The organism is Pseudofrankia inefficax (genome assembly GCF_000166135.1).
In the GTDB taxonomy this organism is placed as follows: Bacteria; Actinomycetota; Actinomycetes; order Frankiales; family Frankiaceae; genus Pseudofrankia; species Pseudofrankia inefficax.
Genome location: NC_014666.1, coordinates 6,375,991 through 6,388,196, shown reverse-complemented (window position 1 = coordinate 6,388,196; position 12,206 = coordinate 6,375,991). Strand labels below are relative to the sequence as shown.

The 12,206-nt window shown below is 71.4% G+C and carries 9 protein-coding genes, 1 tRNA gene and 1 pseudogene; 5 read left to right on the top strand and 6 right to left on the bottom strand.

Annotated features, from left to right (window positions below):
• Positions 1 to 271: 271 nt before the first annotated feature.
• The 3 genes and pseudogenes from FRAEUI1C_RS25780 to FRAEUI1C_RS25770 all read left to right on the top strand — a co-directional run bounded on the left by FRAEUI1C_RS25780 (position 272) and on the right by FRAEUI1C_RS25770 (position 4,079).
• Positions 272 to 347 (top strand) — tRNA-Arg (locus tag FRAEUI1C_RS25780).
• A gap of 151 nt (positions 348 to 498) precedes the next feature.
• Positions 499 to 882: pseudogene (locus FRAEUI1C_RS38630) on the top strand (DDE-type integrase/transposase/recombinase); the annotation flags it as partial.
• 407 nt (positions 883 to 1,289) lie between these two features.
• Positions 1,290 to 4,079, top strand: coding sequence for a CLIPPER-2 domain-containing protein (locus tag FRAEUI1C_RS25770; RefSeq protein WP_013426297.1), 2,790 nt, complete (start codon positions 1,290 to 1,292; stop codon positions 4,077 to 4,079).
• Positions 4,080 to 4,174: 95 nt separating this feature from the next.
• On the opposite strand, the gene FRAEUI1C_RS25765 is transcribed toward FRAEUI1C_RS25770, so the two are convergent.
• The 5 genes from FRAEUI1C_RS25765 to FRAEUI1C_RS25745 all read right to left on the bottom strand — a co-directional run bounded on the left by FRAEUI1C_RS25765 (position 4,175) and on the right by FRAEUI1C_RS25745 (position 9,521).
• Positions 4,175 to 4,375 carry a hypothetical protein gene (locus FRAEUI1C_RS25765; protein WP_013426296.1) on the bottom strand — a complete coding sequence of 67 codons (201 nt, stop codon included), beginning with the start codon at positions 4,373 to 4,375 and terminating at the stop codon, positions 4,175 to 4,177.
• Positions 4,376 to 4,378: 3 nt separating this feature from the next.
• A complete protein-coding gene (locus FRAEUI1C_RS25760) occupies positions 4,379 to 5,149 on the bottom strand; it encodes a COG4280 domain-containing protein (protein WP_013426295.1) in 771 nt (256 codons plus the stop codon).
• A 235-nt stretch (positions 5,150 to 5,384) separates the two neighbouring features.
• Positions 5,385 to 6,590 carry an ABC transporter ATP-binding protein gene (locus tag FRAEUI1C_RS36675; protein WP_198318633.1) on the bottom strand — a complete coding sequence of 402 codons (1,206 nt, stop codon included), beginning with the start codon at positions 6,588 to 6,590 and terminating at the stop codon, positions 5,385 to 5,387.
• 50 nt (positions 6,591 to 6,640) lie between these two features.
• The gene (locus FRAEUI1C_RS25750; protein ID WP_013426293.1) at positions 6,641 to 8,455 is read right to left on the bottom strand and encodes an ABC transporter permease; all 1,815 of its coding nucleotides are present in this window, start codon (positions 8,453 to 8,455) and stop codon (positions 6,641 to 6,643) included.
• 4 nt (positions 8,456 to 8,459) lie between these two features.
• On the bottom strand, positions 8,460 to 9,521 hold the full coding sequence (locus FRAEUI1C_RS25745) for an extracellular solute-binding protein (RefSeq protein ID WP_049806993.1): 1,062 nt from the start codon (positions 9,519 to 9,521) through the stop codon (positions 8,460 to 8,462).
• 329 nt (positions 9,522 to 9,850) lie between these two features.
• On the opposite strand from FRAEUI1C_RS25745, the gene FRAEUI1C_RS25740 reads away from it, so the two are divergent.
• The gene (locus FRAEUI1C_RS25740) at positions 9,851 to 10,462 is read left to right on the top strand and encodes a Chromate resistance protein ChrB (protein ID WP_013426291.1); all 612 of its coding nucleotides are present in this window, start codon (positions 9,851 to 9,853) and stop codon (positions 10,460 to 10,462) included.
• A gap of 60 nt (positions 10,463 to 10,522) precedes the next feature.
• On the opposite strand, the gene FRAEUI1C_RS25735 is transcribed toward FRAEUI1C_RS25740, so the two are convergent.
• A complete protein-coding gene (locus FRAEUI1C_RS25735; RefSeq protein WP_013426290.1) occupies positions 10,523 to 11,008 on the bottom strand; it encodes a carboxymuconolactone decarboxylase family protein in 486 nt (161 codons plus the stop codon).
• A 242-nt stretch (positions 11,009 to 11,250) separates the two neighbouring features.
• On the opposite strand from FRAEUI1C_RS25735, the gene FRAEUI1C_RS25730 reads away from it, so the two are divergent.
• Positions 11,251 to 12,192, top strand: a complete 942-nt coding sequence (locus FRAEUI1C_RS25730) for an RNA polymerase sigma-70 factor (protein ID WP_013426289.1) — start codon at positions 11,251 to 11,253, stop codon at positions 12,190 to 12,192.
• Positions 12,193 to 12,206 lie beyond the last annotated feature (14 nt).

Genomic DNA, 12,206 nt, shown 5'->3' with positions numbered 1-12,206 from the left:
TCCCGGGACAGACGACGGCACCGCTAGAGTGATCGAACTCAGGTCAAGCGGGGTCGCGCGTCGGGACCTTTAGCCTGTGGCGCCGGGGCCTCTGTCCGGGCATCATGGGCGCGGCCCGCAGGAGGACGCCGGAAGCACCTGTTCTGAGCGCTCTCCGACTCCCGCCAGCCACCGTGGATCGCCCCGGGCGATCCGACATTCCGGACTGGCGCGGACGCGGGCCGTCTCGTCCCACGGTGTGGCGAACACGAGGCCGCACAATGGAACATGAGCGCCCGTAGCTCAGCGGATAGAGCGAGTGCCTTCTAAGCACTGGGTCGCAGGTTCGATCCCTGCCGGGCGCGCCAATCCAGGCAAGGTGCGAACCTGCGTACCGTCGCCATGCCTGTGCGTACGGTTGCGAAGATCGTTCTGATGTGTATGGGTCGCGGTCGGAGGTGGCCCTGTTGTGTTGGCGGGGCGCCGTGATCCGGCTAGCCGCTCGGGCATGATCGGCCGGTGCATCGTCGGCGTGTCCGTCCCGTGGTTCCGGCCTCCGAGTTCGCGGGGTTCCGGTTCCCTGCGGAAGTGATCGTGCTGGCAGTCGGGTGGTACCTGCGCTTCGGCCTGTCCTACCGAGACGTGGAGGAGCTGCTGGCCGAGCGCGGCATCGTGGTCGATCACGTCAGTGTCTACAGGTGGGTGGCACGGTTCACGCCGTTGCTGATCGACGTGGCCCGGCCGTGCCGCCACAGCCCGGCCGGTCGAGGTGACCACCGACCGGGCCGCGGCCTACCCACGGGTCCTCGACGAGCAGCTGCCCGCTGCCCATCACGTGGACGCCCGGTACGCGAACAACTGATCGAAGCCGATCACGGCCGGCTGAAGGCACGGCTGCGGCCACGGATTGACCGACCGTAGGGTCTACGCGCTGTCGAGGGCCCCGGAATTCACCCTGCGGCCCGCGAACTTCCTGCTCGGCCAGCCCAGGGCGAAAAGGTTGCGGAGATCGCGCTCCCAGGTGCTGACGGTCGTCGTCGCGACGAAATCGCCGTAGCGCGCCGATCTCCGCGGCTCGGTCCGCGTCCGCGCACGGGTGTGGCGGACGTCAGCCGCCGCTTCCGAGGGCTCGGCCCGAGACCCGACTCGCCGCGTACGAGCTCCGCCGATCTTCGATCACTCTGTGTAATCCTCGCCGGGCGTCCCGGACCTGGCTGGGACGTGGGACCGCGCTGTGCCGGTCCATCAACGTCTGCCGCCGGCCCGCCAGAGTCTCGGGTCTCGGCGGGTGGCCACGCCGAGGAGCGAGCATGTCGAGACGTCCAGCGGGGCGCCGCGAGCGGCTGCTCGCATCAGCCGGATCCGCGGGCCCAATGGCCTGGCTCGTCGCGGCCGTGGTCGCGCTGACCGTGTTGACTGCGACGGCGGCGCCGGCGATGGCCGTCGCGAGGCCCGCTGCCGGCGATCCGTCCGCTTCCGGCAGACTCCCACTCGCCGCGGCGACGCTGACTCCCGCGATCACGGTCGCCACCTCCGCGGCCCCGGGCTCGTTCTCCGGCGCCGGGCAGACGCTCGACTTCTCCTACCTGGTGACGAACAGCGGCGACACCCCGCTCACGAACGTCGTCGTCCACGACGCGCTCGCGGGCGTGTCGCCGGTGACCTGCACGGCCGCGGAACTGGTCCCGGGGGCGACCACCACCTGCGCCGCCACCTACGTGACGACCCAGGCGGACGTCGACCGCGGACGGGTCGTGAACACCGCGGTCGCGAACGGCACGCCGCCGTCCGGCCCTCCGGTGACCTCCGACCCGGCGCACAGCCTCACGTCCACCGCGCTGCCCGGCTCGCTCAGCATCACTGGCTCGGCGGATCAGCCCTCTTTCAGCGCCAGCGGCACTCCACTGAGCTTCACCTTCGTCGTGACCAACACCGGCGCCGCGCCGCTGAGCGAGGTCTCCATCCTGGAGACGAGCCGGCCCGGCCCCGCGGCCACCTGCCCGGCGCAGGTACTCGCGCCCGGTCAGTCGATGACCTGCGCCCTGCAGACAACCTCGACTCCCGCGGACTTCGACCGAGGAGCGATCTACGTCAGCGCCGTCGCCAGCGGCCGGCTCCCGGGCGGCCAGTGGGTGACCTCGGCACCGGCGACGGCCTCCGTGGCCGCCGTTCAGAAGCCGAGCCTTCAGCTGACCCCGCTTTTTGCCGGTAGCTTCAGCGCGGCTGGCCAGCGGGTCGAAATCACCTACAGCGCGTTCAACAGCGGAAACGTCACCCTGACCGGGGTGCGACTCGTGTCGTCCCGATCAACTTCTGGACCGGTGAGCTGCGCGCAGACACTGCCGGCGGGCCAACGCACCTCCTGCAGTCTCTCGGCCGTATCGACCCAGGCCGACGTCAACGCCGGTTTCCTCGCGAACGTCGCCTACTTCGTCGGGTTCGACCCCGCGGGCGTGCTGGTCGCGTCGCCGCCGTCGGCCACCGCCACGCCGAGCACCGGTGGCCCGCCCGTCCCGCCCGCCACTGGCGCGCTCTCCCTGGCCAAGTCCGTCGCGCCAGCCACGTTCACCGGCACGGGCCAGACGCTGAGCTACTCGTACCTGGTGACGAACACCGGCGTGGTCGGGCTGTCCAACATCGGCATCCTGGACGGCCTGCCTGGGCTGAGCCCGGTCACCTGCCCGGCGACGACGCTGGCCGCCGGAGCGGCGATGACCTGCACCGCCTCCTACGTCACCGGCGACGCCGCCGCGAACGCCGGCCAGGTCAACAACGTCGCGTTCGCCTACGGATCGGTGCCCGGCGCTCCGCCGGTGGTCTCCGCCGCGGCGGCCACGACGACGCCGGGCCCACCCGCGCGACAGCCCAGTCCAGGCATCGCCCTGGTGGCGCAGGTGCAGCCGACCACCTTCTCCGCCGTGAACCAGTCGCTGAGCTACTCGTACCTGGTGACGAACACCGGCGATGTCCCGCTGGATGTGAGGCTCACCGAGGCGCTGCACACGACTCCGGTGTCATGCCCGAGCGGTCCACCACTGCCGCCTGGTGTGTCGATGATCTGCACCGCCCAGCACACCACGGACGCTCAGGACCTCGCCCGGGGCTCGGTGTACAGCCTCGCGGTGGCGACCGGCCAGGGCGCCTCCGGGCCACCGGTGACCTCGACGCCCTTCCGGACGACCGCGACGCTGGTGCCAGCGACGATCTCGCTGACGAAGTCCACGGCCCAGAGGTCCTTCACCGGGCCGGGCGAGCAGATCGACTACACCTACCGTGCGACGAACACCAGCAGCCAGCCGCTGACCAACGTGTTCGTGTACGACGCGCTGGCGGGTGTGTCGCCGCTGCGCTGCGACGCGACGGCCCTCGCCGCGAACCAGTCGATGGGCTGCACCGCCAGCTACGTGACGACACAGGCCGACGTCGACAAGGGCACCCTCAGCAACAGCGCGTGGGCGGCGGGCACGCCACCGTCCGGTCTGTCGGCCGTCTCCGAGCCGGCGATCACGACGTTGTCGGTGTCGGTCCTGTCGCTGGTGAAGACCGTCAACGCGACGTCCTTCACCGCGGCGGGTGAGCGGCTGACCTACCTCTACATCATCACCAACGGCGGCCCGGTCACACTCAGCAAGCTCGTGGTCAACGACCCGATGCCCGGCCTGTCGGCCGTCGACTGCCCGGTGACGACTCTCGCCGTCGCCGTGACGACGATCTGCACGGCGAACTACGTGACCACGCAGGCGGACGTCGACGCGGGGAAGGTCGAGAACGTGGCGACCGCGAGCGCGACGCCAAATTCGGGCTCCACGGTGACCTCGAAGCCCTCGATCACCTCGATCCCCCTGCACTCCGGCACCGGACCCGCTGGGCCGCCCGGTCCGGCTGGTCCTGCCGGACCCGCTGGGCCCGCAGGACCGGTAGGACCTGCTGGACCCGCAGGACCCAGTGGGCCCGCCGGACCTGCCGGACCCGAGGGGCCCGCCGGACCTGCCGGACCCGTTGGACCTACCGGGCCGGCTGGGCCTCCCGGACCACCAGGTCCGGCCAAGGACTGGAAGATCGACATCGGGAAGATCCGTATTCCGTCCTTCTTCACGTAGCCGCGCCCGAACTCGATTTCGGGCCGTTGACCAGTGGTTTCGCAGGGCGCTGTTGCATTGCTGGCAGGCCCTGTCGGGACCGACCACCCGGCGAGTCAGTGCGACCGGCTCGCTCGCCAGAGGGTGAACGGGAGCAGGACGGCCACCGCGAGTGGGAGCAGCCACCAGGCCGGGATGGCGGTGTGGATCGCACCGGTGGCGGCGACTCCGAGCGCGACCCCGAGGGCGACGCGCCAGTCGTCACCGACGATGAAGTCGTACCAGAAGGCAAAGAACGCGCGGATCTTCGCGGTCATCGGTCAGCTCGCTTTCGTGGCGGGCGCGGCGGCGCTCAGGGCCGGCGAAGCCGGGTGTCGGCGCAGGACGGCGACGAGGCCGAGCGCGAACAGGCCGATGGCCGGCACGAGGATCAGGAGGGCCGCGTCGGAGCCGGGCCAGCGGCCGCCGGCGCCCTCGGCGGCCCAGAAGGTGCCGAAGCCGGTCAGCATCACGCCGACGACGAACTTCATGGTGTTCTCGGGCACCCGGGCCAGTGGCGCTCGCACCGCGAGCCCAGCCCCCGCGACGACGACAACGGCGGCGACGGCCGCGATCGCGGCCGTCGGGATGTCGTGCTGGTTGGAGCCGAAGGTGACCGCGATGAACGCGACCTCCAGGCCCTCCAACAGGACACCTTTGAACGACAGGGTGAAGGCGTACCAGTCGCGGACCACGCCACGGCTCGTCGCCGCGGCCAGCCGGGCCTCGGCCAGTTGCTCTTCGTAGAGCGCGTTCTCGTCGTGCAGCGCCTTGTGCCCGCTCGCGCGCAGGATCGCCTTGCGCAGCCACTGCAGGCCGAAGATCAGCAGCAGGGTGCCGACGACGACGCGCAGCGCCCCCAGCGGCACGGCGGTGAGAGCGGGTCCGAGCGCGGCGACGACCACGGCGAGAACGATCAGGGCGCAGAACAGGCCCTGAACCGTCGAACGCCGGTCGCGGGCGGTACCGGCGGCCAGCACGATCGTCGTCGCCTCGACGGCCTCCACCGCGCAGGCGAGAAACACGGCAATGAACAGCGATGCGGTGGTCATGTGACCTCCTAGCTGCCCCGGTGGGGACAGGCTCACTCGGACCACGATGCCTGGACTGGGACGCCGTCGCCCTTCGACGCATCGTGTGCGGGCGTCCTTCGGCGGGCGCCCGATCAATTCGTCGCAAGTCTAACGGCTGTTAGATCTGGCAGCGAACGATTGAAGGTAGGCGAGGTGGTCGGTTGGTCCGAAGATCAGGACGACCGGGTCGACGTCCGCCGCTCGCCAGGACGGATCACGCTGGGATGCGCAGCGGGCTCGAACTCGCGCCGGGCGGCGGCGAGCGCAGATCCGGCACGCTGACCAGGCCGGCCGGTTCAGGCCTGACCGGGAACACGAAGCAACCGTCCGGGTCGAGCGACACCGTGACGGCGGTCCCGCGGGCATGCGGGTGCTGGTCGAAGACGGACGTGAGCGTGCCGGCGGGAGTGACGATCACATGGTCGTAGCCGCGGCCGCGGTAGGCGAGGTCGAGGACCGTGCCGGGTAGCCCGTCGCCAGCGGTGTCCCCGTCGCCGGGCCTCGCCGGGAGCAGGTGGGTGGCGGCCGGACGGACCAGGAGACTGACGGCTTCGTCGGGCCTGGCGTCGCCGGCCAGGCGGCCCGTGACGGTGCGTCCCGCGACGCGAACGGTCGCGATCTCGTCGCGGGCGGTGGCGAGGCTGCCGGGCAGCTCGCCGGCGAGGCCGGTGAAGCGGGCGACGAACGGCGTCGCCGGTCGCCGGTAGACCGTCTCGGGGGTGGCCAGCTGGACGAGCCGGCCGCGGTCGAGAACCGCGATCTCGTCGGCCAGCGCGAACGCCTCGGACTGGTCATGGGTGATGTAGACAGCGGTCGCGCCGCACTCACGGGTCAGCGTGGCGATCTCGACCCGCAGCCGTTCGCGCAGGTCGGCGTCCAGGTTGGAGAGCGGCTCGTCGAACAGGAGCAGGCCCGGCTCGGCGACGACGGCGCGGGCGAGCGCGACCCGCTGCTGCTCACCACCCGAGAGCTCATGCGGGTAGCGGTCGGCGTGCGCGCCGAGGCCCACTCGCTCCAGCGCGGCGTGGGTCCGGCGGCGGGCCTCGGCTGTCGGCAGCCTGCGGCGGCGCAGCGCGTAGCCGACGTTGCCTGCGGCGGTCAGATGCGGCCACAGCGCGTAGTCCTGGAAGACCATCGCCAGGTCCCGCCGCTCGGGCGGAAGGTGGCTGCGGCCGTCGGCGACCAGGGCGTCGCCCAGGCGGATGGTGCCGTCGGTGAGCTTCTCGACACCGGCGAGCAGCCGGGCGAGCGTCGACTTGCCGGAGCCGGACGGGCCGAGCAGGACGAGGAACCGGCCGGCGGCGATGTCCAGCCCGACGTCGCGCAGCGCGGTGACCTGGCCGTAGCGTTTGACCGCTCCAGCGACCCGCAGCCGATGGCCGCGGCTCGAAGGAGCGTCGGATGCGGCGGTAGCCGTCACGAGGTTTCCTTCCGCTCGGATGGGGTGGCGGTCGCGGTCGAGGGCCACGCTCATCGGGTGGTTCCGACGCGGCGCCAGCCGGCGGGGGACAGCAGCCGGTACAGGCCCCAGGCCACCGCGACGACGGCCAGCGCGAGACCGATCGCGATGACCTCCATCGCCGTGCCACCGCCGAAGTCGTAGTTGGCCAGCGCCTTCTCGATGCCGACCGCGACCGGAGGATGGTTCGGCGGGTAGAGCAGCTGCGAGACAGGCAACTCCAGCAGCGTCGCGGCGAACGTCAGCAGCCACGCGGTGACCAACGGCCGGGCCAGCAGCGGCAGGACCACCCGCAGCCACGAGCCCAGCGCGCCCGAGCCGTGGACCCGGCTGGCGGACCGCAGGGAGTCCTGCACCTGGCCGACCGCGCCGACCAGCACGCGGGACACCGGCGGCAGCGCCGTGGCGACGTAGGCGAGGACCAGCAGCGTCGTCGTCTGGTACAGGTGGATGCCCGCGTGGGCCACCCACGGCAGGTTGTAGGTGAAGATGTAGCCGGCGGCGAACACGATCCCGGGCAGCGCTACGGCGGTGAGCAGCACCATGTCCAGGACGCGCGCACCGACCTTGCTCCCTCGCTGGGTAAGCAGCCGGGCGGTGACCAGGCCGAGCGCGGTCGCCGCGGTCGCCGTGATCGCGGCGAGCCTGGCCGAGAAGGCCAGGGACGCGCGCATGTCGGCGTCCCGCAACACGCGGTCGTAGTTGGCGAGAGTGAAGCCGTGGCCACCGACCAGCGAGCCGAGCCCGTTGATCAGTGAGGCCGACACGGCGCCGAAGGCTGGTACGCCCAGCCCGACGATGACGACGGCGGCGAGGAAGGCCACGGCGCCCGCCTTCGCCGGCGGCGACAGCACGTGCCGGCGCGCCGGTCGGCTGCGGCCGCCGAGCACCTGGTAGCTGCGGCCGCGCAGGGCCAGCGACTGGGCGGCCAGCGCGATCCCCGCGAGGCCCAGCAGCACCCAGCCGACGGCCGCCGCGACGGCGAACCGCACCGGGAACGCGTCGACGGCGTTGTAGAGGGTGTACGTCGCGACTGGGAAGTGGGCGTCGTTGGCGAGCGTCGCCGCGACGCCGAAGTCGCTGACCGACTCGGCGAACACGATCGCCAGCGCGGACCAGACCGCCGGGGCGAGCAGCGCGACGACGACCCGCAACGCGGCGCCCCGGCCCCCGCCGTGCACCCGGACCGCCGCCTCGAACTCCTCGCCCAGCCCGCGCAGCGCCGCCGAGATCGCCAGGTACGCGAACGGCACGCCCTTGACGGTCAGCACGACGATCACCCCGACCGGCCCGTACAGCAGCCGTCGCGCCGTCGCGTCGGGAACGCCGAACAGGTCGAGCACACCCGCCGGCTCCAGCAGCCGTTCCCAGCCGAGCGCGATCAGGTAGCTCGGGGCGAGCAGCAGCACGAACATCGCCCCCGGCCACAGCCGACGGCCCGGCACGTCGGTACGCCCCGTCAGCCAGGCGACCGCGAATCCGGCCCCGGTCGCGACCACCGCGCTGGTCACGCCGACGAGCAGGGAGTCGAGCGTTCCGCGCAGCAGGACGCCGGTGAACGCGGCGCGGAAACCGGCCAGGGTGAACCACGCCTGCCCCTGGCCGAACAGCCGCGGCAGGAAGGCGTTCAACAGGAACAGGACGATCGGCAGGACGAGGATCGCGACGATGAGCAGCCAGAACGCGACCAGCGGCGTCCCGCCCAGCCGGGAGGCCGCGAGCCGCGCTCTGGTCGGGTCGAAGCCAGGGACGCCACGTAGGCGCGAGAGGCGCGACGATGCCCGGGCCGTGTCGGCCCGGGCATCGTCCTTTACGGCAGAGGTCACCGGGTTACTTGATGTTGCCGTCGAACCAGGAGTTGACCTGGCCCTCCAGCGGGCCCCAGAAGTACGGGTCGATCTTCTGGTAGTCGGTCGGGAAGGCCGACAGACCCGACAGGGCGGTCACGCCCGGGACGACCGGCCAGAACAGCGAGTCGCCGGTCGCGTCGGCGCCCTGCATGACCTTCTGGCCGGCCGGCGACAGCACGAAGTCGATGAACTGCTTGGCCTCGGCCTGCTCGGCGGGCGGCGCGGCCTTGTCGATGCCGATGACGCTGGGCAGCAGCGTCGACTTGGGCAGGTAGACGACCTTCGGGTCGAAGGTGGCGCTCTTCTGGGCCTTGAGGGTCTCGCCGGTGGCGGCGGAGCTCTGGATCAGGCCGTACTGGATCTGGCCGGTCTCCAGGGCGTGCAGCGTGTCGCCGTTGGTCGGGTTCACGTGCAGGCCGTTCTTCTTCAGCTGGGTGAAGAAGTCCTCGCCCTTGGCGACGCCGTCGGCCTGGCCGCCGAGCTGGTTCATCAGGCCGGCGATGAACGGGTAGGTCGGCCCGGACTGGGACGGGTCGTTCATGCCGACGAGGCCCTTGTACGCCGGGGTCAGCAGGTCCTGGTAGGAGGTCGGGACATTGGTGACCTTGGCGGCGTTGTAGATGAGGGCGGCCATCACCGTGGTGCCGGTGGGCACGTAGGCGTGGTCGGACGGCACGATCTGCTGGCCCACGTCGGTCAGGGGCGCGGACGGCGTGTAGGGCAGCAGCTGGCCCTGCTTGTCCAGTGCGGCGAACGCGGTGTCACCGTCGACCCAGAGCAGGCCCCACTGCGGGTTGTTGCGCTCCGCCGAGATCTTCGTCAGCAGCGGGCCGGTGGAGTCGTCGACGAGCTTGACGTCGATGCCGGTCGCCTTGGTGAACGCCTTGACCACGTCCGAGTCGTAGCCCTGCGCCGAGTACACCGTCAGCGGGACCTTCGCCGCGCCGGACGCGCCAGCGGTCGCCGCCGCGGACGGCGTCGAGCCGCCGGTCGTCGAACCGCCGCAGGCAGCGGTCAGCGCGACCGCGACGGCGGCGCTCACCCCGCCAACAGCCAAGCCCCACCTGTGACGTCGAGCAGCCATCGTTCTCTCCCAGTACGAGTCGTCTCACTCAAGATGTAACGGCTGTTACGAAAACATCGAGCATGGACGTGTACCGCAATGAGAACGGGCATGGCGGCCCGGTGAACGCTGGCTGATCATCTACTACAGCGACGATAGTTGACCGGCACTCGTGACCTCCGGCGGACCACCCTCCGGTGGACCGGCGGAGGCCTGCCCCGGTGTGCGCGTCATAGGCTGGCGGCCGGGTGTCGGACTCCGTACATATTCGCCCGCCTCGTCTGTTGCCGGCTCGCTGGAGGTCAATCTTGCCACCCACTCGGCCACATGACGGGGCCGCGCCCGCCGAACAGGACCGTCCGGACGCCGCGGGCGGTGCGGCCGACGGGACCCGGTGGCTGCTGCTCGTGTACCGGGTGCCCTCGGAGCCAACCCGGCTGCGCGCCGGGGTATGGCGCAAGCTCAAGGGACTGGGCGCGATCTATCTTCAGAACTCGGTCGCCGCGCTGCCCGTGATCACCCCGGGCGGCGAGCGTGCGCTGCGCACACTGCGCAAGGAGATCACCGACATGGGGGGCACCGCCCACCTGCTCGGCTGCGACGTGATGGCCGGCGAGGCCGACGTGCTCGCCGCCTTCGAGGCGGCGCGTAACGACGAGTACGACGAGATCGTCGACAAATGCGCGGACTTCCAGGCTCAGCTGCGCAAGGAGTACGCCGCCAGCCACTTCACCTATGCCGAGCTCGAGGAGAACGACGAGGACCTCACCAAGCTGCGCAACTGGTACGCCAAGGTCCGCGCCCGCGACGTCTTCGGCGCCTCCCGCGCGAGATCCACCCTGGAGGCCCTCGACGCCTGCGAGCGGGCGCTGGAGGAATACGCCGCCCGGGTCTACGCCGAGGAAGGCGAGAGCCGCTGACGGCTGGGCCAGGCGTCCCGGCCCGCCTCGCGCGAGGTCGGGCCGGGACGCGGCGGCCGGTCAGCTCTTCAGACTGGCGGCCAGGCCGGCCGTGTAGGACCCCGCCGGGTTGCGCACGATGACGTTGAACCGGTTGGCCGCGTTGATCAGGGCGACCAGGGAGATGAGCGCGGCGAGCTGGTTGTCGTCGTAGTGCTTGCGGACGTGGGCCCAGGTCTCGTCGGAGACGCCGTGGTGGGTGTCGGCGAGCCGGGTTCCCTCCTCGGCGAACGCCAGCGCGGCCCGTTCGGCGTCGGTGAACACGGTGGCCTCGCGCCAGGCGGCGACCAGGTTGAGCCGGACGGGGGTCTCACCGGCGGCCGCGGCCTCCTTGGTGTGCATGTCGACGCAGAAGCCACAGCCGTTGATCTGGCTGGCGCGCAGGGACACCAGCTCTCGGGTGGCCTTCGGCAGCTCCGACTGGTCGATCACCAGGCTCGCACCGGCGAACCGCTTGCCGAACTTGGCGGAGATCTCGTTGTCGAACAGGTTGAACCGGGCTTCCATGATGTCGTCCTCACCTCGGTCGTCGCGGGTTTGCCGCAGCGGACGAGCACCAGATGCCGCCGACCCCGGTCCTTGTGACGGCCCGGCCCGCGTGACCTGCGTCACCATGGCGGCCCTGCCGTCGACGCGCCCAGTCGGGGCGGGCAAGCGCGCGGCCCGATTGACGACGTGCCGCGGTGTCACAAACCGGCTGGCCCGGGCGTCTGGTGGGTGACACCGTCGAGCGCGAACAGGAGTCACCCATGGCCGGCACGTCGAGGACCGCGCCTGGAGATCGCGAGGAGCGAATGGACCAGGACGGCCGCCCGGACCCCGCCACCGAGGCGTTCCTCGCCCATCGCAACCTGCTGTTCACCGTCGCCTACGAGATGCTCGGCTCGGCCGCGGACGCGGAGGACGTCCTGCAGGAGAGCTGGCTGCGGTGGGTGGGCGTCGATCTCGACGCGGTGCGGGATTCGCGTGCCTACCTGGTGCAGATCACCACCCGCCAGGCCCTGAGCCGGTTGCGTACGCTCGGCCGGCGCAAGGAGTCCTACGTCGGGCCGTGGCTGCCCGAGCCGCTGCTGACCGCGCCCGACGTGGCCGAGGACGTCGCGCTGGCGGACAGCGTCTCGATCGCGATGTTGCTGGTGCTGGAGACGCTCGGGCCGACCGAGCGGGCGGTGTTCGTGCTGCGCGAGGTGTTCGCCTTCGGGTACGACGAGATCGCGCAGGCCGTCGACAAGAGCCCGGCCGCGGTCCGGCAGATCGCGCACCGGGCCCGGGCGCACGTCGCCGCGCGCCGCCCGCGTGAGGTCGTCTCGGCGGCCGAGACCCGAGGGGCGCTCGACGCGTTCCAGCGAGCCGTCGAGACCGGCGATCTGCAGAGCCTGCTGGACATTCTGGCCCCGGACGTCGTCCTGCTCGGCGACGGCGGGGGCGTCAGGCAGGCCGTGCCGCGCCCGGTTGTCGGGTCCGACAAGGTGGCCCGCCTGCTGACCGGCGGGCTTCGCAAGACCGTCGCTGCCGCGTCCTTCCAGCCGGTCCAGGTCAACGGCTACCCGGCGCTGGTGCTCCGGCTGGGGGGCGAGATCGACACCGTCGTGGCCGTACGGATCGACGGTGGCCTCATCACCGGGCTCTACGCGGTGCGCAATCCCGAGAAGCTGTCGCGCGTCGAGCGGGAGACCGCCCTGCGCCGGTGAGCCCGCCGTCCACG